The sequence below is a fragment of the Amycolatopsis sp. NPDC114504 genome (assembly GCF_055633595.1).
This window is the reverse complement of record NZ_JBVKDU010000001.1, coordinates 1416694-1436318: the sequence shown is the minus strand read 5'-3', so window position 1 is coordinate 1436318 and position 19625 is coordinate 1416694. Positions and strand designations below refer to the sequence as shown.

General features: G+C 70.0%; 20 protein-coding genes and 3 pseudogenes. 9 read left to right on the top strand and 14 right to left on the bottom strand.

The genetic code is table 11. From position 1 onward, the window contains the following. Positions 1 to 59: 59 nt before the first annotated feature. Positions 60 to 1331 (top strand): FAD-dependent oxidoreductase, encoded by a 1272-nt coding sequence (locus tag ACZ7PG_RS06700; RefSeq protein ID WP_470238113.1) that lies wholly within the window; start codon positions 60 to 62, stop codon positions 1329 to 1331. A 107-nt stretch (positions 1332 to 1438) separates the two neighbouring features. Here ACZ7PG_RS06700 and ACZ7PG_RS06695 read toward each other — a convergent pair whose 3' ends face one another. Genes ACZ7PG_RS06695 through ACZ7PG_RS06685 form a run of 3 tightly spaced genes read right to left on the bottom strand, consistent with a single transcriptional unit; the run spans position 1439 to position 3600 of the window. Then, complete coding sequence (locus tag ACZ7PG_RS06695; RefSeq protein ID WP_470238112.1) at positions 1439 to 1732, bottom strand: DUF1330 domain-containing protein; 294 nt, start codon at positions 1730 to 1732, stop codon at positions 1439 to 1441. Positions 1733 to 1756: 24 nt separating this feature from the next. After that, positions 1757 to 3145: an MFS transporter gene (locus ACZ7PG_RS06690; protein WP_470238111.1), complete on the bottom strand. Its 1389-nt coding sequence runs from the start codon at positions 3143 to 3145 to the stop codon at positions 1757 to 1759. Beyond that, a complete protein-coding gene (locus ACZ7PG_RS06685) occupies positions 3142 to 3600 on the bottom strand; it encodes a MarR family winged helix-turn-helix transcriptional regulator (RefSeq protein ID WP_470238110.1) in 459 nt (152 codons plus the stop codon). The genes ACZ7PG_RS06690 and ACZ7PG_RS06685 overlap by 4 nt, the downstream gene beginning before the upstream one ends. An 86-nt stretch (positions 3601 to 3686) precedes the next feature. Between ACZ7PG_RS06685 and ACZ7PG_RS06680 the strand changes: the two are divergent. The 4 genes and pseudogenes from ACZ7PG_RS06680 to ACZ7PG_RS06665 all read left to right on the top strand — a co-directional run. Further along, positions 3687 to 4034: pseudogene (locus ACZ7PG_RS06680) on the top strand (flavin reductase family protein); the annotation flags it as partial. An 84-nt stretch (positions 4035 to 4118) separates the two neighbouring features. After that, positions 4119 to 4331: pseudogene (locus ACZ7PG_RS06675) on the top strand (3,4-dihydroxy-2-butanone-4-phosphate synthase); the annotation flags it as partial. Positions 4332 to 4426: 95 nt separating this feature from the next. Further along, positions 4427 to 4705, top strand: a complete 279-nt coding sequence (locus tag ACZ7PG_RS06670) for a hypothetical protein (protein WP_470239046.1) — start codon at positions 4427 to 4429, stop codon at positions 4703 to 4705. Next, positions 4617 to 4880 carry a hypothetical protein gene (locus ACZ7PG_RS06665; RefSeq protein ID WP_470239001.1) on the top strand — a complete coding sequence of 88 codons (264 nt, stop codon included), beginning with the start codon at positions 4617 to 4619 and terminating at the stop codon, positions 4878 to 4880. The genes ACZ7PG_RS06670 and ACZ7PG_RS06665 overlap by 89 nt, the downstream gene beginning before the upstream one ends. A 139-nt stretch (positions 4881 to 5019) precedes the next feature. Here the strand turns inward: ACZ7PG_RS06665 and ACZ7PG_RS06660 are convergent, their stop codons facing one another. The 4 genes from ACZ7PG_RS06660 to ACZ7PG_RS06645 form a co-directional block, all read right to left on the bottom strand. Further along, the gene (locus ACZ7PG_RS06660) at positions 5020 to 6390 is read right to left on the bottom strand and encodes a hypothetical protein (RefSeq protein WP_470238109.1); all 1371 of its coding nucleotides are present in this window, start codon (positions 6388 to 6390) and stop codon (positions 5020 to 5022) included. 170 nt (positions 6391 to 6560) lie between these two features. Continuing rightward, positions 6561 to 8510 carry a sensor histidine kinase gene (locus tag ACZ7PG_RS06655; protein ID WP_470238108.1) on the bottom strand — a complete coding sequence of 650 codons (1950 nt, stop codon included), beginning with the start codon at positions 8508 to 8510 and terminating at the stop codon, positions 6561 to 6563. Between the two features lie 66 nt (positions 8511 to 8576). Beyond that, positions 8577 to 9236, bottom strand: coding sequence for a response regulator (locus tag ACZ7PG_RS06650; RefSeq protein WP_470238107.1), 660 nt, complete (start codon positions 9234 to 9236; stop codon positions 8577 to 8579). After that, positions 9233 to 11176 (bottom strand): sensor histidine kinase, encoded by a 1944-nt coding sequence (locus ACZ7PG_RS06645; protein ID WP_470238106.1) that lies wholly within the window; start codon positions 11174 to 11176, stop codon positions 9233 to 9235. The genes ACZ7PG_RS06650 and ACZ7PG_RS06645 overlap by 4 nt, the downstream gene beginning before the upstream one ends. Before the next feature lie 233 nt (positions 11177 to 11409). Here ACZ7PG_RS06645 and ACZ7PG_RS06640 point away from each other — a divergent pair, with 233 nt between their 5' ends. Beyond that, entirely contained in the window at positions 11410 to 11952 is a 543-nt protein-coding gene (locus tag ACZ7PG_RS06640; RefSeq protein WP_470238105.1) for a hypothetical protein, read from the top strand. Between the two features lie 406 nt (positions 11953 to 12358). Here the strand turns inward: ACZ7PG_RS06640 and ACZ7PG_RS06635 are convergent, their stop codons facing one another. The 4 genes from ACZ7PG_RS06635 to ACZ7PG_RS06620 all read right to left on the bottom strand — a co-directional run bounded on the left by ACZ7PG_RS06635 (position 12359) and on the right by ACZ7PG_RS06620 (position 14609). Beyond that, on the bottom strand, positions 12359 to 12454 hold the full coding sequence (locus ACZ7PG_RS06635; RefSeq protein WP_470238104.1) for a DUF5313 family protein: 96 nt from the start codon (positions 12452 to 12454) through the stop codon (positions 12359 to 12361). 82 nt (positions 12455 to 12536) lie between these two features. Beyond that, the gene (locus ACZ7PG_RS06630) at positions 12537 to 12974 is read right to left on the bottom strand and encodes an SRPBCC family protein (RefSeq protein WP_470238103.1); all 438 of its coding nucleotides are present in this window, start codon (positions 12972 to 12974) and stop codon (positions 12537 to 12539) included. Positions 12975 to 13009: 35 nt separating this feature from the next. Continuing rightward, positions 13010 to 13483, bottom strand: a complete 474-nt coding sequence (locus ACZ7PG_RS06625) for an SRPBCC family protein (RefSeq protein ID WP_470238102.1) — start codon at positions 13481 to 13483, stop codon at positions 13010 to 13012. 7 nt (positions 13484 to 13490) lie between these two features. Further along, on the bottom strand, positions 13491 to 14609 hold the full coding sequence (locus tag ACZ7PG_RS06620) for a carboxylate-amine ligase (protein WP_470238101.1): 1119 nt from the start codon (positions 14607 to 14609) through the stop codon (positions 13491 to 13493). A gap of 48 nt (positions 14610 to 14657) precedes the next feature. Between ACZ7PG_RS06620 and ACZ7PG_RS06615 the strand changes: the two are divergent. Beyond that, positions 14658 to 14777, top strand: a pseudogene (locus ACZ7PG_RS06615) (hypothetical protein); the annotation flags it as partial. Here the strand turns inward: ACZ7PG_RS06615 and ACZ7PG_RS06610 are convergent. The 3 genes from ACZ7PG_RS06610 to ACZ7PG_RS06600 form a co-directional block, all read right to left on the bottom strand. Continuing rightward, positions 14739 to 15851, bottom strand: a complete 1113-nt coding sequence (locus ACZ7PG_RS06610) for an iron-containing redox enzyme family protein (protein ID WP_470238100.1) — start codon at positions 15849 to 15851, stop codon at positions 14739 to 14741. The pseudogene ACZ7PG_RS06615 and the gene ACZ7PG_RS06610 overlap by 39 nt on opposite strands. A gap of 70 nt (positions 15852 to 15921) precedes the next feature. Then, entirely contained in the window at positions 15922 to 16836 is a 915-nt protein-coding gene (locus ACZ7PG_RS06605; RefSeq protein WP_470238099.1) for an NADP-dependent oxidoreductase, read from the bottom strand. Positions 16837 to 16848: 12 nt separating this feature from the next. Then, positions 16849 to 18312: a DHA2 family efflux MFS transporter permease subunit gene (locus ACZ7PG_RS06600; protein WP_470238098.1), complete on the bottom strand. Its 1464-nt coding sequence runs from the start codon at positions 18310 to 18312 to the stop codon at positions 16849 to 16851. 91 nt (positions 18313 to 18403) lie between these two features. On the opposite strand from ACZ7PG_RS06600, the gene ACZ7PG_RS06595 reads away from it, so the two are divergent. Together ACZ7PG_RS06595 and ACZ7PG_RS06590 are read left to right on the top strand one after the other, a co-directional pair. Next, positions 18404 to 19075 carry a TetR/AcrR family transcriptional regulator gene (locus ACZ7PG_RS06595; RefSeq protein ID WP_470238097.1) on the top strand — a complete coding sequence of 224 codons (672 nt, stop codon included), beginning with the start codon at positions 18404 to 18406 and terminating at the stop codon, positions 19073 to 19075. Between the two features lie 85 nt (positions 19076 to 19160). Then, entirely contained in the window at positions 19161 to 19607 is a 447-nt protein-coding gene (locus ACZ7PG_RS06590) for a hypothetical protein (protein WP_470238096.1), read from the top strand. Positions 19608 to 19625 lie beyond the last annotated feature (18 nt).

Below are 19625 nucleotides of genomic sequence, written 5' to 3'. Positions count from 1 at the left end.
GACACCATCCGGTTGCCGCTCGCGCGATCGCCGGACGATCGACGAGGGGCGGGGGCGCCGTGGGGCGGACGACGTGCTGTGTGGTGGGAGGCGGTCCGGCGGGACTGGTGCTCGGACTGCTGCTTGCGAGAGCCGGGGTCGAGGTCACGGTGCTCGAGAAACACGAGGACTTCCTGCACGACTTCCGCGGTGACACCGTGCACCCGGCGACCCTGCGGCTGCTCGACGAGCTGGGGCTGGGGCAGCGGTTCGCGCGGTTGCCGCAGACCAGGATCACCGAGGTCGTCCTGCCCGACGGGCACGGGGGCGTGCGGACCATCGGTGACTTCGCCGCTTTGCGCAAGTGGGGAGTCCCGCATCCGTACGTGGCGATCGTTCCCCAGTGGAACCTGCTGGATTTACTCGTCGATGCCGCGAAGGCGGAGCCCGGGTTCCGGCTCGAGATGAGCGCTACGGCGACCTCGCTCATCCGCGAGCGCGGCCGGGTGGCCGGGGTCCGCTACCGCACGAAGGGTGAACAGGTCGACCGTGAGATCCGGGCCGACCTCACAGTGGCCTGCGACGGCCGGAATTCGGTGCTGCGAGCGGCGGCCGGGCTGGGCGTCACCGAGTTCGAAGTTCCGTTCGACACCTGGTGGTTCCAGCTCTCGCGCCGCGATGGCGAGCAGGTCGGCCGGCTGACCCGGCGGCCGGGCCGCGGACGGTTTGCGTTCGTCATCCCCCGCGAGGACTACTTCCAGATCGGGTATGTCGCGAGGAAGGGCACCGACAGCCGGTTGCGCGCCCGCGGAATAGCCGCGTTCCGGCGTGACGTGGCCGAACTCCTCCCGGAGTACGCCGACCGCGTCGGCGAGCTGGCCTCGATGGACGACGTCAAACACCTCGACGTCCGGCTCGACCGGGTGCGCCGGTGGCACGTCGAGGGCCTGCTGTGCATCGGGGACGCCGCTCATGCCATGTCTCCCGTGGGAGGTATGGGCATCAACCTCGCGGTCCAGGACGCCGTCGCGAGTGCGAGGTTGCTGGCCGGGCCCTTGCGCCGTGGTGCGGTCGGCAGCGCCGACCTCGCTCGCGTACGGCGCCGCCGCTTGCCGTCATTGCTGGTGATCCAGGCGCTGCAGCGCATCATGCACGCCGACCTCGCCGGACCGATCAAGTCCGGAGCGGCGGCCGGTCCGCCGGGCCGGATCTTGACCGCGGTACAGCGGTGGCCGGTTCTAGGCACGCTGGCGGTGTACCTCGTCGGGGTGGGAGTGCGCCCGGAGCGAGCACCGATGTTCGCCCGCCGCGCGGAGACCGAGGGAGATCGGATCGCCACCCCGACGACTTAGATTCGGACGACGGCGACGCGATCGAGACCCTCGCGCGAGGCGGCCGCGGCACGCCCGTCGCCGTCACCGGAATGACGTGCCGCGGGATCCGGCCCTCGGGAACTCGGTCAGTCGAGGCCTTCGATGATGCGGAAGTCGCGCTCGGCGCCGTCGCCGAGTGCGGCCAGCGCCTCCTGGTAGGCCGCGCTCTCGCGCGCCGCGACGGCCTGCTCAAAGCTGTCGAACTCGATCAGGATGGTGCGCCCGGCGATGCCGGCTTCGTACGCGACGACCCGGCCGTCACGGGCGAGGACCCGGCCGCCCCCGGCCTTGACGGCCGAAGCGGCCAGTTTGTTGTAGGCAGCCAGCTTCTCCGGGTCCGAAATGGAGCGGTAAGCGCTGACCCAGTAGCCCTTGGGCATGGAACCTCCAGTGTCGGGATGACCTTAACGGTGGGTCTCGGGCGGGCGCCGGTGGGCGAGCGCGAGGCTCGTCAGCGTCGTGATCGTCATCGCGCCGATGCCGACCAGCGCCGCGGTGGTGTAGGCGCTGTCGTCGGGGAAGAGGGGGCCGGTGCCGCCGGCGAGGATCAGGCCGCCGATGGCGCTGCCCAGGGAGTAGCCGACGCTGCGGACGACGTAGTTGAAGCTCATGGCGCTCGACGTCTCGCTCTGCGGGGTGACGGCCAGGATGACGCCGGGCATCGCGGCCGAGAAGCCGCCGACGCCGAGGCCGAGTACGCCCATCGCGACGAACAGTTCGGCCAGGTCCGACCGGGCCACCGCGAACAGCGTGAACCCGCCGCCGACCACGACGGCGCTGCCGGCCAGGAGCAAGGGGTCGGCGATCCGCGTCCGGACCCGCGGCGTGAGCTTGCCGGCGACGAACCCCAGCACCGAGAACGGGATGAGGACCAGCCCGGCGACGAAGGTCGTCAGCCCGAAGCCGTAGCCGGCGCCGTGCGGCGTCTGTGCGTAGCGGGTGATGAGCGTGAGCAGGAGGTACATGCCGATGCCGCCGACGAACATGGCGAGGTTCGCCCCGGCGACCGCCGGGTGCCGCACCGCCCGCAGGTCGACCAGGGGTGTCGTGCTGCGCAGCTCGATGACGGCCCAGACGCCGAGCAGCACCACCGCGACGACGGCGAGGCCCGCCGCCACGGCGAGGTGCCGGCTCCACAGATCCCGCTCGCCGGCGAGGAACAGCACCAGCAGCAGCGCGGCGGCCAGGACGACCGCGCCGGGAACGTCCACGCGGGCGGAGCGGCCTTCGGGGGCTTCGGGCATGGAGCGCCACGCGGTCAGGAGGGCGGCGGCGGTGACGAGCAGGCCGAGGCCGTAGGCGGCCCGCAGTCCGCCGAACTCGGCGAGCAGCGCGGCCAGCGGGTAGCCGACGCCGGCTCCGATGATGGAAACCACCGAGATCAGGGCGATCGTGGCCGCGCCGCGCTCCTCGGGGAGGTGGTCGCGGGCCACGCCCATCATCAGCGCCGTCAGCCCGAGCCCGATGCCTTGGGCCGCTCTGCCGGCCAGCAGCCAGGCGAACGGCAGGGGCAGCACGGTGAGCGCGCTGCCGGCGACGACGATCGCCAGCGTGACGAGGATCGTGGCCCGCCGGTGCGGACCGGCGCCGAGCCGGCCGAGGACGGGGGTGGCGACGGCGCCGCTGAGCAGGGCGATGGTCAGCGTCCACTGCGCGCTGCCGAGCGAGACGTGGAACGTGGTCGCGACGCTGGTGATGAGCGGCGTCCCGAGGCTGGCGACCGCCGCCACCACCAGGGCGATGAAGATCAGGGCGGGGACCAGCAGCCGCGTCTTCACCGCGCCCCTGGTCACTGCTTCGGCCCTTCGCGGTCCTGGCTTTCGAGCTCGGCCAGGTGCTTCAGCGCCGGCAGGGCCGCCACCAGCGCCTCGACCTCGTCGCCGGTGAGCTCGCCGATCAACCGCTCGAACGCGCCGACGCCCGCCTGGCGCCGCGTCCGGACATAGGAGGCGCCGGCCTCGGTCAGGCACACGAGCGTGACCCGTTTGTCGGACGTGTCACCCCGCCGCTCGACCAGCCCGGCCTCCTCCATCACCCGGACGAGGGTGGTCATCGCGGGCTGGGTGACCCCCTCGACGGTGGCCAGATCGGTGATCCGCCGAGGGCCGGTCCGATCCAGGGTGGCCAGGGTGGCGGCGGAGGTCAGGCTCATGTCCCGGGGCAGACGTCGCGCGGCCCTGGTGGCCAGGCCGTAGAGGGCCGCCCCGATGGCGGCGGACGCGCCCGGGGCGGTTTCTCGACGGCTCATGCCTGAAGCATAGCAGGTTTATATTCAGGGTTTATGTAATTGACGGTTCGACCGGGTCTGCTTGAGACCCAGCGGCATCGGTCCTCGGCGACACCCAGGACCTCGCCTGTCGCCAGCTCGCGGTCAAGAGTGGCGACCGGTTCGCCCTGCTGGACTGGGAGACCACCGACGGCGGCGCGCTGCTGCTGCACGGCGCGACGGCGCGGCTGGACCGCTCGCTCCAGCGCGGCGTCGCCGCCGGCGACCACGACATCGTCCTGTTCCGGGTGCACGCCCACTGCGTCCACCCGCGCAGCGGCCCGCTCGTGTTCCACGCCAGTGCGTTCCACGGCCTGGCCGACCTGGCGACGGCGCCATTACGGCGTTCGCGCTCGACTCGCCCGCCACCGCTCCGGCCCTCGCGGCGGTACGTGCGGGCCGGTCGGTCCTGCTGACCGACCCGGGCCGCACCGACGAGGCCGTCGCGATGGTTCCGGCCGTGCTGGCCGAGAAGCGGGCGGTCACCTGGCTCGTGCTTCCTCGCCGCGGCGCTGCCCGCCGACCGCGCCGATGCCCTCGACCTGCCGCCGATGGTGCCCGGCGCCACCCACACCGTCTCCGTCGACGCGACCGAGGGGATCGGCACCGGGATCAGCGCTGCGGACCGCGCCCGCACGGCTCGCGTGCTCGCCGATCCCGCGAGCGCACCCGATGACCTCCGCCGGCCGGGACACCTGCTCGGGATCCGCCTCACGGCTGCCGGGCTCGTCGGCACCGTGGCTACGCCGAGGCCGCGTCCGACCTGTGCCGGCTCACGGGCTTACCGGGCGTCGGACTGCTCGCCACGTTGGTCACGAGCGGCAGCCACGCCACCGCGACGCGCAGTGACGCCGAGGCGCTCGGCCGCCACGACTCGGTCCCGGTACTGCCGGTGGAGGCGTTGCGCGACCATCTCCTGCGCGACGGTTTCCAGCGCGTCGCGCGCGGCTCCACCGGACAGCTCACGACGAGCCACGGCACGTTCACGGTCATCGGCTATCGGGACCGGATCACCGGCACGGAACACCTCGCCCTGCTCGGCGACCCCGCGGCCGATACGCGTACACCACGAGTGCACGGCCGGTGACGTGGTCGGGTCGTCGACGTGCGACTGCCGGGCGGGGCTCGACGCCTCCCTGGTCGAAGTCGCCGGCGGGGGAGTGGTGGTGTACCTGCGTTCGTCCGGCACCGAACTGACCGCGGGCAGCGCGCTCGAAGCCGGCGCAGTCGCGGCGATCACCCGCACGCCGGCCCGCCGCTGATCATCGATGCCGGCAGCCGGCCACGGAACTCGGCGCCGATCCCGTTCCCGCCTACGGGAGTTGCATCAGCAGATCCTCTCCGCCGACCCCGTCCTGGCCTTTACCGAGCACGGAACGATTTCCGCCGCGGCCTCCGGTTCTACACGTTGGTTCGCACGAGCAGCCGATTGGTCGTCGTCGTGGCGAACAGAAGGTTGCCTACGCCGGCGAGAGCGGTGACACCGTCAGGGGCGTTGCCTACACGGGCCCAGGGGATCTCGACCACCGCTGCCGGGCGGACGTGGAGTCCGCCGTCCGCCGTCGCGCACACCAGGGTTCCCGCTCCCGCGGCGATGGCGACGACATTGTCGGCGTGTCCGATGTCTAGCCAGTTCACGTTCTCCGGTACCGGCTGGCGGGCCCAGAGCCGGTTGTCGGTCGTCGCGCAGAACAGGAGGCCTGACTGGCCGGTCATGTCGGCAACGTTGTTGGCGTGGCCGATCTCCTGCCACGGACTGCCGGTGACCGATGGGCGCGTCCAGAGGCGGTTCGCGGTGTCCGCGCAGAAGAGTGCGCCGTTGAGACCGGCGAGTCCGGTCACGTTGTCGGCAGTGCCGACCGCTTGCCAGTTGACCTCGGTGAGCACGGGGTCACGCACCCACACGGTGTTGTCGGCGGTCACGCAGTACAGCCGACCGTCGAGGGTGGTCATGGCGCGGACGTTGTTCGCGTGCCCGACATCCTTCCACTGATCGGTGTCGGTGCCGTCGGTGATCTCGTCCACCTGGAGGTAGAGCGTGTAGTCACCTGAAAGCGGGCTTGGCTCGGTGTAGCGCACCTGAAGAATGCCGTTCCCGCGTCCGGATGGGTTTGCCGCGACGATCGCTTTCGCGCGGTCGTAGGTGAGCGGAAGTACCCAAGGGTTGAAGGCGAAGCGTTTTCCGGACGGATCGCTCGGATCGATCATCATTCCGATCGGGCGGGTTTGGTCGGTCCCGTCCCACAGTGTTCCGGCGGTCTGAATGCCGAGTGAGACAGCGTCGAAGACCCAGGAGATCCAGGGGAACGGCTTGGTCCAGATTTCCTTGGCCTTGGTGCCGAATGCCGCGTCCGTGTGCACATGCCACTCGACGAACTGCTGCAGCAGGCCGGGGCCTTGGTCGTACTCGAAGATGCCGGGGGTGATGAACGCGACGTCTTCGCCTTCGCTCAGGTCGCCTTCCCATACCGTGAATGGCGGATAGTCTCTTCCCTGGGAGAGCGGCATGGTGCGCACCCATGGTGTGTCGGAGGGGAAGCCGTCATTGGCCATCAGGCCACCGCGATCGGACGCGCTGCCGGCTTGAACCCGGCCCGGCAATCGCCAAGTGTCGCCCATGACCGGTGTGACGGCCTGGTTCTCATACACGATCGATCCGTCCGCTTTGGCCGCCTTCACGCTGACGGAGATCAGGACTTCGTCCCATTTCCCATCGGTCTGCCAGATGGTGTCGCTCGTCGGGTTCGTTACGCGGAAACCGTTGATCGTCACTCGGAATCGTCCTCGTGCCATGGCGTTCCCCTTGGTTTATGCGTCGGCTGTTCAACGTTTGTGTGACAGCGTATGAAGAGCCGATTTCGGCGTCTTCGAACTTCAGGTACAGAGCCGGTTGCGACTTTGGGAGAGAGCGGTGTCAGCAGAGGCGGTGGTGGATGTCAATCTCAGGTCGCAGGAACTCGACCGTTGGTCGCAGGTGGCGGCGGCCGCAGGGGTATGTGTACCCGGACGACGAAACCGCCGCTGGGACAAGGCGCCGCGTCGAGGGTTCCGCGGTGGTCGGCGATGCGTTCGCGCATGCCGAGCAGACCGTGCCCGGCTGGCGCGTCCCGCTCGCGAGGCTCGGTGCGGCCCTCGTCGCGGATCTCGATGTCGAACGAGTCTGTCCGGCATCCGAGGGTCACAGTGGTGAGAACCGGGCCGGCGTGCTTGAGCACGTTGGTCAGCCCCTCCTGGACAACCCGGTAGGCGGAGCTGCTGACGCTCGCCGGGAGCCGCGCCAGCGTTCCGTGGACGTGCAGCGTGACGGGGAGGCCGGACCGGGCGATCAGCGAGTGGAGCTCGCTCATGTCACCAGCGACCTCTCCGGCGTCGTCGTCGCCGGTCCGGGCAAGCATGGGGCGGAGGTCGCGGCGTGCCTGCAGGCCCTGTGACCGAACGGCGCGGATCGCAGTCAGCGCGGCGTCGGGTGCGGTTTCGATGGTGTGCTCCGCGGCGCCGGCTTGCAGCACCATGACGGTGACGGCATGGGCGATCGAGTCGTGCAGGTCCCGCGCTACTCGTGCACGTTCGTCGAGTACGGCCAGCCTGGCCCGCGCGTCGCGCTCGCGGGCCAGTCGTGCGGTGAGCGTCCGCAGTTGCTCGGTCTGTGACCGATAGGTACGCACGCAGCGGCCGCAGAGCCACACGATCACCAGGAGCATGGTGATCGCGATGATGTTCCCCGGTGCGTCGTTGACGATCGTGGCGGTGTCCACCAGCAGGACTGCCGTTGCTCCGACGGCCAACGCTTGGCTGATGGAGGCGTACACGGCCGCCGAATACGTTGTTACCACGATGGCTGCGGCCGGAGAGTAGGCCAGGGCGCCTCCGGTGACCAAGAGACCTCCGCCCAGCGTCCCAACCGCCAGGGCGAACGCGGCGAGCGGCACCGTGCGACGCAGCGTCATCGCCACGCATGCCAGTGCTGCTGATCCGGCGATCAGAGCTTGGGTTCTGTCGAAGGGCTTGTCGACGATCCGCTGCGCGTCGAAAGACGCGGTGATTGCGACCGCCCATCCCAGATCAAGCCATCGAGAGCCGGCAGAGAGATCTCGTCGATGTTGTGTCACCTTGCCGGGTCGGACTGACTTGGCGGTAGGCGTCGCCTGGCCGGGTGCGGTACGCAGCAGGCCGAGGATCTGGTGCAACTGGGCCATCGTCTGGCGTCCGGTGCTCTGCACCGCTGTGAGGGCGGCGCGCACACGGTCTGCTTCGTGCCCCATCAGCCGTTCGGCTCTATCGGCTTCGGCGAGGAGCCGGCCGACGGCATGCCCGATGGTGTCGTGCAGCGCTGTGGTGATGCGCTCGCGCTCCTCGGCGACCGCGAGCCGTTCGCTGCCTGCTCGCTCGATTTCCAGGCGGGACGCGAGTGTCCGGAGCTGCTCTGCTTGCCCGCGGTAGACCCGCGTACCGCGACCTGCCAGCCACACCAGGGCGATCAGGAACGCATTGAAGGCGTAGTCGTCTCCGGTGCCCAGGTAGGCCGTCACCTCGGCGGCCACCAGCACTACGGTCGCGCCGGCCAGCGCACGGTCGAGCCGAGGATGTGCTCCCAGCGAATAGATCATCGGCAGTGCGGCAAAGAAGAAGAACGCCGGGTGAGGCGGGAAATCGTTCCACCAATGGAAGATCATCCACCCCACGGCCGCGGCCAACGCTGCACCGAGCGGACTTCGTCGCCTGCAGCCGATCGGCAAGGTGCTGAGCGCCACGCAGGCCGCGCCGACGGGATCGAGCCCGGTCACGGCGACCTCGATCTGCCCGAGCACACAGCTGGTACCGGCAAGCAGGTAGTCGGCCGGCGACGGCCAACGCAGCCAGGCGAGCGGGAGTGTTCGGGGCCGGATCGTCACGGAACGCTCGTGAGCCACAGTTCCTCCGATCCGGTCCACACTCTCGGTGGGCCGTGCGAGCTGAGGTCAGGGGCGGGTGTCCATCAGGCCCGTGCGGTAGGCGAGTGCGACGGCTTGGACACGGTCGCGGAGTCCGAGTTTGGTGAGCAAGTGGTTGACGTGAGATTTGATGGTGGCTTCGCTGAGGAAGAGCACAGCGGCGATCTCGGCGTTGGAGTTGCCGTCGGCGATGAGCCGGATCACATCCAGCTCCCTCGGGGTCAGCTCGGCGAGTTCGGGTGGAGTCTTGCTACTGGGCGGCGGGCGCTGGATGAATCGGTCGAGCAGGCGACGGGTGATCTGCGGCGCGAGCAGCGCGTCACCGGACATCACGGCCCGCACACCCTGGACCAGCTGGTGCGGTGGGGTCGTCTTCAACAGGAAGCCGCTCGCACCGGCGCGGATCGCCTCGTAGACGTAGTCGTCGAGGTCGAAGGTGGTCAGCACGAGCACCTTGGGCACCGGCGGCGGCGCGGAGAGCAGCAGCCGGGTGGCCTCGAGCCCGTTCAGGCCTGGCATCCGGATGTCCATCAGCACCAGGTCGGGAGCCAGCGAGCGGGCCTGCTCCAGCGCGTCGCTGCCGTTCTCGGCTTCGCCCACGACCTCGAGGTCGGGCTGGGCCTCGAGGATCATCCGCAGGCCGCCGCGGACGAGCGCTTCGTTGTCGGCGATCAGGATGCCGGTCATGCGACTGGGGAGTCGAAGGGGAGGCGTGCCCGGACGAGGAACCCGCCATCGGGACCGGGATGGGCATCGAGGGTGCCGCCGTAGAGACTGGTGCGTTCGCGCATCCCGAGCAGGCCGTGACCAGCTCGCTCGGCGGGCGATGCCGGAAGGCCGTTACCCGGGTTGCGGACTTCGATGGTCACGGCGCCGATCTCGTAGTCGAGCGTGACGGTCGCGGGAACCACCCCGGCGTGCTTGAGCGTGTTGGTCAGCCCCTCCTGAACGATCCGGTACGCGGAGACGTCCAGGCCCGCAGGTAGCTCGACCTGCCGGCCGGATACGTGCAAGGTGACCGGCAACCCGGATTCGGCGAACAAAACGCCGAGCTGGCTCAGGCTTGGCTGCCGGAGGCGCGAGCTGCGCACGTCGGTGTCGCAGAGCCCGAGCAGGCGGCAAAGGTCGTCGTGCGCTCGCCGGCCGTGCGCCTCGATCGCCTGGACGGCGTCACGGGCGCGATCGGGCGACGACGCCAGCACTTGTTCGGCGGCGCCGGCCTGCAACACCATGACGTTGATCGCGTGGGCGAGCGAGTCGTGCAGTTCGCGTGCCACCCGGGCCCGTTCGTCGAGCACAGCCAGCCGTGCACGCGCGTCGAGTTCGTGCCCCAACCGCACGGTCAGGCCCCGGAGTTCGTCGGCCCGGCGCCGGTAGGCACGCACATGCCGGCCGCCCAGCCACGGTACCGCCAGCCACACCACTGCCAGAACAGCACTGTCAGGTGCGACCTTGAGCAGCGCGAGGACACAGATCGCGGCAACCGCGGTTGCCGCTGCCGGGACCGAACGCCGGGCAGCCGTGCCGGAACCGACCGTGTACATCGCCAGCATCGTGGCCGCGAGGGGAGCAAAGGTCATCACCTGACTGAAGAACAGCAGTTCTCCGGCTGTGGTGGTTGCGGCGATCAGGAGCGCGGTGAGTGGTGCGTGGCGACGCACTATGACGGCGATGAACGCGGCAGCGGCCGAGACAGCGACCTCGGCGGGTATCGCGCTCGAGAGGTCGAACCGAGTCATCCACGGATCAGCCAGAAGGACGACGGATACTGCCAACGCAAGATCAGCCCAGATCGAGCGTGCAGCCAGGCGATGCCCTGGGCCGGCCGGCCCAGGCGCGGAAGTTGCCTGAAGGGATCCGGGATGGGGAGTCCGCGCTGTCGTGCGCAAGAGACTGAGCGCGCGCTGCACCTGCGCAATCACCTCACGGCCGGTGCCCTGCACGGCGATCAGTGCTGCGCGTGCGCGGTCGGGTGCTCGGCCCATCATCTGTTCGGCGCCGCCGGCCTGGACCATCATGACGCTCACGGCATCCGCGATCGCGTCGTGCAGTTCGTCGACCAGGCGCTGGCGTTCCTGCGTGACGGCCAGCTGTTCGCGGGTCTCGCACTCGTCCCGTAGCTGGCGTGTCACGGCGCGCAGTCGAGTGGACTGCGTGCGGTAGCGGAATACGCCGCGCCCCGTCAGCCACACCACAGCGAACTGGAAGCCGAAAAAGCCGAGACTCCGAAGATCCGTTGCGGCTACGGCGGCGAGCAACATCACCAGCCCGCATATCGCGTGTTTGAGCCGTGGGGCCGCGCCCATGGAATAGATCACCGGTGCGGCGGCGAACTCGAAAAACGGTTCGCCGGGAATCCCGCTCCACAGATGAAAGATCACCCAAGCCGCCGAGACCACTCCTGTCGCGGCCAAGGGGGCACGCCGCCGCCACGCGATGGGAAGCGTCATCAGAGCGGCGCTCAGCGCCGGCACCAAGGCAAGGCTGTCGCCGAAGGAGGTGGCCTCGATCTGAGCGAGCGTGAAGCAGGTCAGGGCGAGTGCGGCGTCAGCGCGCGCCGACCAGCGGAAACGGCTCCGCCACCGCGATCCGCGGGCGCACAACCACGCCGTGAGCGCGGCGGTCATGGACGGAGCCGCTGCAACTCGCCGAGACACCACATGCGTCGAACGTACGCGCGCGATGGGGTAGGTCACATCAACCACAAGGCCGAACCGATTCAACCTCGAGATGCATTCGCACAGAACGGAAATGGATCCTACCGCCCTGTAGGTCGCCTATTGCGAGCGACGGCGATCGCGCCGGAAAGACCTAGCGTGACATGCGAACATCACGACAATCGAGCGAGGGGGTCGATGTCATGACACCGGCTGGGGCCGACGCGCAGCAGGGCAAGCACGAAGAAACACCCGACGACGCCATCCGCGTCGCGGCCTACGCAGCTGCAGCGCTCGGGGTACCGGGACTCTTTACTCCAGGGATCGACGAGGCAGGGGTCTCGGCGATCTGGTTCACGATGGTCACGACGATCGCGAGACGGTGCGGCAGAGGTATCTCCTCGGCCGCCGCTGGACGGACCGTCGGTGCCGCGCTGTCCAGCGTCGCTGCCTTCGCCGTCGGAGCCAAGATCGTCAACTGGGCGATCATGGGAATCCTGGCTGCGCTCCCCGGTACTGGCGTGCCGGTAGCTGCCGCGACGAACGCGGCGCTCAACGTCGTGTTCACCTACCGTCTGGGAAGGGAATGCACACGGCGGTTCTCCGACCCGGACTTCACCGGTGCCGAACTCGTCGACTTCGGACGACGCCTGATTGCGCTACCCACCCGGTCGGAGATCAAAGACGTCAGACGCCTGCTCGTCGGTGACATCTCCGGCCGACGCCGACCGGCACGACCGTCGTGACGCCTGGATGCCGAGCGCGTTCGTCGAAGTCGTCTGCCTTGCCCAACGACTTCATGGTCAGGACTGACCTGCGTTGCTCGAGAGACAGATCCACCTGCCGCAGAAATCCGGAAACATCATCACGTTCTCCGCGGTCGCGGCCTGCACCGGGCACAACGCCGTTCACCGGTACGCGGTCTCGAGCTACCGAAACGGTCGATATCAGGGCCACACGTCCATCTGCTGTGTCGACACGATCGCCTGCTACGGCTCGACGACACAGTCGGACGTCGACGGCAACCAGGTGTGGTGCACCGTGATCGAGGGCTCTTCCTACATCCAGGGCTTTGGCGGCAGGTCGTTGGCGGCGAAGAAGTGCGAGACCAACAGCTGGTACCCGGGCCGGGAAAACAGGTCGGTCCGAACGTCACTGGGCGAACGGCAGGACCCACTCGCGGTAGCGCTCGGGCAACCGGCTGCCGTAGACGTACTGGATCCGCCGCAGCGGTCCAGGTCGCTGCATATCCATACCTCGTCGGGTACCCGGATCCGGCACAGACACACGCGGACGGGGCCGGCCCTCCGATGGTTATGACGCCCGAGGATCAGGCGGCGGCGCCGAACACCCGGACGAGGCTCTTCTCCGTGTCGGCACCGACTTTCTCGAACACGAGCTTCGTGAGCGGCGCCGCCAGTTTCGCCGCTCCCTGGAACTCGATCGTCGCGTGGTAGGTGATCGTCGTCGCCGGTCCGTCGGCCGCGGTGAGGCCGATGTCGTCGGTGGAGGTCGCGGTGTCGTTGTGGCCCACGAAAACCACGCGGCCCGGCTCGAGCCGGGTCAGCTCGTAGGTCAGCTCCGTCTCGATGCCGGCGATCTTGGAGACGTTGCGCCATCGGGAGCCGACGTCGGCCGGGCCGGCGGTGAGGGGTTCGCAGGAAACCGTTCCGGGGTCCCATTCTTCGGCGTTGGCGAAGTTCTTCAGGTAGTCCAGCACTCGCTCCGGCGGTGCGGCGACGTCGAAGGTACGGGTGACATCGACCATGGTGGCTCCTCGCGTGGTGGGTGGTTCCGGCTCGGTCAGTCGGTGCGCTGACCGGGGCGGTCGACGTCGCCGCGCCACGCGCCGGTCTCGTGACCGTCGCGGGTTTCGATGAACTTCTTGAACCGGTCGAGGTCGCCTTGGACGCGGCGGTCGAGGATGCCGAGCTTGTCGGCGACGTTCTCGACGAAACCCTCCGGGTCGACGTCCATCTGGACGGTCACCCGGGTGCTGGTGTCGTCGAGGCGGTGCACGGTGACGACGCCGGCGTGGTCGGGGCCCGAGTCGGACTTCCAGGCGACGCGCTCGTCGGGGTTCTGCTCGGTGACCGTCGCGTCGAACTCGCGGGTGACGCCGGCGACGCTGACCGTCCAGTGGGTGTGCGTGGCGTCACGCTGCTCGATGTGGTCGACGCCTTCCATGAAGTGGGGGAAGTCGGCGAACTGGGTCCACTGGTTGTAGACCGTGGTCACGTCGGCCTCGACGTCGACGGATTTGGTGATCGTGCTCATACCGGGATCAGCTCCTCAAGGGTGTGGGGGAATGGGTGTCTGCTGCCCGGCTACCCCTTGTGGCAGCCGACAAACACGGGAGCGCGGCGGCGTCGACGATCGCGTCGAGGCCGTCGCGCGCGAACTCGGCTCTTTCTCCGGTGAGGGCTCGCCGGAGAAGAGCCACGGTCATCGCTTCGTCGCCGGCCAGCGCCGGCCGGACGTGGGCCACCAGCTTGTCGAGCAGCGCCCGGGCCGGGACACGTCGCCCGGACAGGGGATCGACGCCCGGTCCGTGGATGCCGTGGCGGGCGGCGGTCCACAACGCCGCGGCGGCGAGCTGACCGTCCACATCGGGCGCTTCGACGCCGCGGCCGAGGTCGTCGAGCGCGGTGCGGACCAACGCGCGGGTGAGTGCCACCTGCAGGACTGCGTCGTCGACGGTCCGGGCGACGTCGGCGATCCGGACCTCCACGGTCGGGTGCACCGCCGACGGCCGGGCGGCCCAGAACGTCATCCGGTCGTCGACGAGCACGCCGCTGTCCACCAGGCGCCCGAGGCAGCGTTCGTAGGTGGCGAGGTCGCCGAAGCGCGGCGGGATGCCGCCACCGGGAAGCGGGGCCTGCTGGATCACGCGCCAGCTCTGGTGGCCGGTGTGCCGTCCGTGGTGGACGGCGGAGTTCCCGGACAGCGCGAGCAAAGTCGGCAGCCAGGGCCGCAGGTGATCGACCACGGCGACCGCGTGCTCCCGGTCGGGGACGCCGACGTGGACGTGGCAGCCGCAGGTCTCGTAGCCGGCGAGGACCCCTCGGTAGAGGTCACCGATGGCGCGGTGGCGCGGGCTGTCGGTCAGCCGGGGTGGGTCCCCGGCCAGCGGCGGCGTGCCGAGCGCCACGACGAGCGCGCCTTCCTCGCGGGCGGCCTCGGCCAGCGCCGCACGCTGGTCGTGCAGCGCGCGGCCGACGTCGCTCAGCTCGGTGTGCACTCCGGTGATCGCTTCGACCTGCGATTGGTACAGCTCGGGCACGAAGGTGCCGTCGCCGGGGAGCCGGGCGAGGATCGCCGTCGCCCGGGACGTCGGTCTTCGCGTGCGGGCGTCGACGATGAGGAACTCCTCTTCGACGCCCATCGTGGTGCCGGCTTTCATCCTCGGCCTCCTGGCTTGGCCGGGCCCGGGGCGGGGTACCCGGGGCCGGTGAACGACGACACGAACCGCACGACCGTCACCCCGTACGAAGACGGGCCGTTGCTGCTGCGCGGCGACTTCGAGATCCGCTCACCGGAGGGCGAGGTCATCGATCCCGGCCGGAGCACCGTCGCGTTGTGCCGGTGCGGGCTCTCGGCCGTCAAACCGTTCTGTGACGGCACGCACAAGGTCCGAGGGTTCCGCGCCGCCGGTGGCCGCTGAGCGCAGCGCGGACCGGTCGCTTTCCCAGTGCGTCAGCAGTGTCCGGCCGAACTCGGCTTCCACCGCGAGCCCGCAGGCCGCGCCGAAGAGGACGTCGGCCGCGGCGGCGGGGTTCTCCCGGGCGAACGTGCCGCAGAGGTCGTGGGCGGCGATCTGTTCGTGGACGGCGTCGGCTTCGACGTGGACGTCGTAGAACCGGGTCGCGTCGGCGTCGCCGCCGAGCCGGCGCAATCCGTTGCCGTAGCGGCGGTTCGGCAGCGACGAGGTCATCTCGAACGCGGCCAGGTGCCCGAGCGTGGCGCCGAGCCAGCGCCGGTGGAAGCCGAAGAACGACATCAGGTTGCTCACCGCGAGCGTCACGGCCGGGACGTCGTCGACGTAGTGGCCGTAGCTGTCGTCGAGGGCGAGCCCGCGCATGGTGGCGCGGAACAGCTCGGAGTGCATGCGGTCCAGCCGGCCGTCCCCGTACTCGTCGGCCTGGATCTCCAGGAGCGCCACCTTGGCGGCACCGGAGAGGCGGGGAATGGCCCAGCTGTGGGGATCCGCTTCCTTGAGGTGGTAGATCGAGCGGTGCACGACGAACTCGCGGAACTGCGCGGCGGACGCGCGTCGCTGCAGGAACTTCGCCAGCGACGGTCCGTCGTCGTTCCGGACCAGCTCGGCGAGCGCCTTCGGCACGTCCTCGGGGCGCACGTCGACCGCGGGGACGAGGTCGCGCAGTCCCGTCAGCCATCGCCGTTCCGCTCGTCTTCTCACGCCGGCGACGAACGGGGTGTGCTCCCACTCCGCGTCGACGTCGTCGAAGCCGCGATAGCCGAGTTCGTAGCAGATCCACAGGGTGAGCTGCAGGTCGTCGTCGTGCAGCACCGGCAGCTCGGCGAAGTCCGGCAGGGGGCCGTCCGCGGTGTCGTCCGGCGTCCCGCCGAGAAGCCGGTCGGCGACCGCGGTGCTCAGCGGGCCGCGGGGGTGGGGCAAGCGCATGGAACCTCCTGGGAACTGGACGCTCCGTATACCCGCTCGAGCGCCCTTCACTCGCGCCACCCCGACCTGCTCACCGGACAATCAGGACCAGGCGCCCGCGCACGTGGCCGGTTTCGCTGGTGCGGTGCGCTTCGGCGATGTCGGCCCAGGGAAAAGTTCGCTCGACCGGGAGCCAGAACTTCCCCGATTCGACCAGCTCGCCGATCCCGGCCAGCGCGTGGAAAGCGTTGCCGTCGGCGAAACCGTTGCTGAAGTGCACCCCGTGCTCTTCGGCGCCCGCGAAGTCGGCCAAGGTGATCACCTTCTTCGCCTCGCCGCCGGCGAGGGCGATCAGCTCGGGGAGCACGCCGTTGCCGGCCACGTCGAGCGCGACGTCGACGCCGTCGGGGGCCAAGGCGCGGACCCGGTCGGTCATGCCGTCCCCGTAGGTCACCGGTTCCGCGCCCAGCAGGGTCAGGAAGCCGCTGTTGCGGGCGCCGGCGGCGCCGATCACCCGTGCCCCGCGGGCAACGGCCAGCTGGACGGCCGCGGTGCCGATCCCGCCGGAAGCGCCGTTGACGAACAGCGTGGTCCCGGCGGTCACGTGGAGCTGGTCGAGGCCGCGGGTGGCCGTTTCGAGCGCGACCGGGAGGCCGGCCGCGTCGACGAACCCGAGCGACGGGGGGATGGGCGCCCGGAAGGTGAGCAACGCGTACTCGGCGGCCGCGGCCTGGTCGTCGGAGATGCCGAAGACCCGGTCGCCGACCGAGACGTCGGAGACGTCGGCGCCGATCTCGTCGACGATGCCGGAGACGTCGGCGCCGGTGGTTTGCGGCAGGGTGGCGCCGAAGCTGAGCTCGCCGCGGCGGATCTTCGTGTCGCTGGCGCTGATCCCGGCCGCCCGGACCCTGATCCGGACCTGGCCGGGACCCGGGTGCGGATCGGGCAGGTCCACGATCTCGAGGACTTCGGGGCCGCCGTACTGCTTGAACTGCACTGCTTTCACGGTGATCGTCTCCTAGTGGGTGATGGCGGGTTCGGTGTCGGGGGCGACGGCCGAGGGGCCGCCGCGGAAGAGCGCGGCGGACAGCACGGCGCCGGTGAGGAAGAGCGCGGCGGCGATCCAGAACACGAAGTGGTAGCCGGCGAAGGTCGCCTGCGCGATCGTGGCGGGATCGGCCGCCGTCGCGGTGTGAGCGGTGAGGTAGCTCGCCGTCGCGGTCGCGCCGAGTGAGCTGAACACGGCGAGGCCGATCGAGCCGCCGACCTGCTGGGTGATGTTCGCCATCGCGGACGCGACGCCGGTTTCGCCGGGCGGGACTCCGCTGGTGGCCGCGTTCTGTCCCGGTCCGAAGACCATCCCGAGGCCCAGGCCGATGACGAGCAGGGCCGGCAGTACGCCGCCGGCGTAGGTCGAGTCGGCGTCGATACCGGTGAGCAGGACCATGCCCACCGCGGCGAGGAGGCTGCCGAGCGGGACGATCGGGCGGGGTCCGACGCGGGGGAGCAGCACCGCGCCGGAGAACACCGCGCCGACCATGACCAGGACGACCATGGGCAGGAACGCCAGTCCGCTCCGCACCGGCGTGAACTTCAGGGTTTCGGCGAGGTAGTAGGTGACGAAGAGGAACACCGCGAAGCCGCCGGTGCCGGAGATCCCGATCGTCAGGTAGGACGCGCCCCGGTCGCGGTCCAGCACCACCCGCAGCGGCAGCAGCGGATCCCGGACCCGCCGTTCGACCAGGACGAACGCGATCACGAGGAGCACGCCGAGCGCGGCCGGGCCGAGCGTCCACCGGTGGGTCCAGCCGCGGGAAGCGGCGTTGCCGAGGCCGTAGACGACACCGAACAGGCCGAGCAGGGCGAGGACGGTGCCCGCGAGGTCCAGCCGGGTCCGCTGCGGCCGGGCGCGGTCGACGAGGAACGCCAGCGCGCCCGCGATCGCGACCACCGCGATGACGACGTTGACGTAAAGGCACCACCGCCACGAGAAGTTCTGGGTGAGCACGCCGCCCAGCAGCAGTCCCAGCGCGCCGCCGGCGCCGGAGATCGCCCCGAAGACGCCGAACGCGCGGCCGCGCTCGTCCGCGTCGTCGGCGAAGATCACCGACACCATCGACAGCGCCGCGGGGGCGAGGACGGCGGCGAACGCGCCCTGGGCGATCCGGGCGGCCAGCAGGAGACCGAACCCGCTCGCGGCGCCGCCGAGGGCGGAGGCGGCGGCGAACCCGATCATGCCGATGACGAAGAGCCGCTTCCGGCCGTAGAGGTCGCAGAGCCGGCCGCCGAGCAGCAGGAGACTGCCGAACGCGAGGGCGTAGCCGGTCACCACCCATTGGCGGTTGCTGTCGGAAAAGGCCAGGTCGTGCTGCGCGGTCGGCAGGGCGATGGTGACGATCGTCGAGTCCAGGATGACCGTCAGCTGGGCCAGGCTGAGGACGACCAGCGCGAGCCACCGGTTCGGGACGGCTTCGGACTTCATGAGGACCTTCGCTCGCTCGGAAGCTTGACTTACCGACGTTATATTAAGTTATCATCGGTAAGTCAAGTGTCGACCGGTAAGGTGACTGCCCATGACCGACGACGTCCTGTGGCTTCGCGACGCGGCACCGCGACCGCCGAGGCGGAACACACCGCTCACCCTGGAGCGGATCATCACGGCGGCGATCGCCGAGCTCGACGCGGCGGGCGCGGAACGGCTGACGATGCGCCGGCTCGCCGAACGGCTCGAGGTGACCTCGACCGCGCTGTACTGGCACGTCGCGACCAAGGAGGACCTGCTCGACCTCGCGCTCGACCACGTCGTCGGGGAGGTACCGGTGCCTCCTTCCGGCGTGGGACCCCGGGCGGGGCTGCGGACGCTGCTCGTCGGCTGGCGCGCCGCGATGCTCGCGCACCCGTGGTCGCCCGCTCTGCTCGGCCGCCCGCTGCTGGGCCCCAACGTGCTGGCGCGCACCGAGTTCATCCAGGCCGCGCTCGTCCGGTCCGGGCTGACGGGGCTGGAGCTCGCCGCCGCCACGCGGACGCTCGCCGGGTTCGTCCTCGGCGCGTCGATGGCGGACGCCACCTGGCGGCGCCTGGACGACCCGGCCGCGATCGCCAAGGTCCGCGCGCACATCCTCGACTCGGCGCAGCGTTACCCGACACTCAGCTCGTCCGGGTTCGTCGATGCCGGGTGGTCGGACGACGAGCTGTTCGGGTTCGGCCTCGACCGGGTTCTCGATCAGCTTCTCGCCGGGAGCTGACCGGAGCCAAGGGCGCCTCGGCCGAAAGTACGAGACGGGCGCGACTCAGCGGGTGCCGGGACGTCCGGAGTCCTAATTTCCCGGTATGACTACCGAAACGGTGCGGGAGAACCCGCCCAGCACGATCATCGCCGCCTTCTTCGGCTTCCTGGTGTCCACGGTCTCCGCGATCGCCGGCGGCCTGCTCATCTTGAGCTCACGCGACGAAATCGAGGCGGCCCTGCGCCGCGCGAACCCGGCGCTGGCGCCGGACCAGCTCGACCGGCTCACCTCGCTCGGACAGGTCATCCCGGTCGCCATCGCCGCGGTCATCGCGCTCGTCTACCTGTGGCTGTCGTTCAAGCTCAAGGCGGGCCGGAACTGGGCCCGAGTCACGCTGACCGTGTTCACCTTGCTGCAGGCCGCTTCGCTGCTGACCACCCAGCCGTCGTGGGCGGGCTACGTGAGTTGCGGGGTCGCGGTGGTCGCGACCGTGCTCAGCTACCTGTCTCCGTCCAACCGCTACGTCGCCGGGGTCCGGCGCGCGGGCTGAGGCCGATCGGCGGATCAT

What these genes read in the sequence shown, in the direction of transcription:
- ACZ7PG_RS06600 (WP_470238098.1), bottom strand. Translation starts at nt 18,312, where the DNA reads ATGAAGTCCGAAGCCGTCCCGAACCGGTGGCTCGCGCTGGTCGTCCTC.
- ACZ7PG_RS06650 (WP_470238107.1), bottom strand. Translation starts at nt 9,236, where the DNA reads ATGACCGGCATCCTGATCGCCGACAACGAAGCGCTCGTCCGCGGCGGC.
- ACZ7PG_RS06590 (WP_470238096.1), top strand. Translation starts at nt 19,161, where the DNA reads ATGACTACCGAAACGGTGCGGGAGAACCCGCCCAGCACGATCATCGCC.
- ACZ7PG_RS06695 (WP_470238112.1), bottom strand. Translation starts at nt 1,732, where the DNA reads ATGCCCAAGGGCTACTGGGTCAGCGCTTACCGCTCCATTTCGGACCCG.
- ACZ7PG_RS06635 (WP_470238104.1), bottom strand. Translation starts at nt 12,454, where the DNA reads ATGCAGCGACCTGGACCGCTGCGGCGGATCCAGTACGTCTACGGCAGC.
- ACZ7PG_RS06645 (WP_470238106.1), bottom strand. Translation starts at nt 11,176, where the DNA reads ATGACCGCCGCGCTCACGGCGTGGTTGTGCGCCCGCGGATCGCGGTGG.
- ACZ7PG_RS06610 (WP_470238100.1), bottom strand. Translation starts at nt 15,851, where the DNA reads ATGCGCTTGCCCCACCCCCGCGGCCCGCTGAGCACCGCGGTCGCCGAC.
- ACZ7PG_RS06640 (WP_470238105.1), top strand. Translation starts at nt 11,410, where the DNA reads ATGACACCGGCTGGGGCCGACGCGCAGCAGGGCAAGCACGAAGAAACA.
- ACZ7PG_RS06625 (WP_470238102.1), bottom strand. Translation starts at nt 13,483, where the DNA reads ATGAGCACGATCACCAAATCCGTCGACGTCGAGGCCGACGTGACCACG.
- ACZ7PG_RS06595 (WP_470238097.1), top strand. Translation starts at nt 18,404, where the DNA reads ATGACCGACGACGTCCTGTGGCTTCGCGACGCGGCACCGCGACCGCCG.
- ACZ7PG_RS06620 (WP_470238101.1), bottom strand. Translation starts at nt 14,609, where the DNA reads ATGAAAGCCGGCACCACGATGGGCGTCGAAGAGGAGTTCCTCATCGTC.
- ACZ7PG_RS06685 (WP_470238110.1), bottom strand. Translation starts at nt 3,600, where the DNA reads ATGAGCCGTCGAGAAACCGCCCCGGGCGCGTCCGCCGCCATCGGGGCG.
- ACZ7PG_RS06630 (WP_470238103.1), bottom strand. Translation starts at nt 12,974, where the DNA reads ATGGTCGATGTCACCCGTACCTTCGACGTCGCCGCACCGCCGGAGCGA.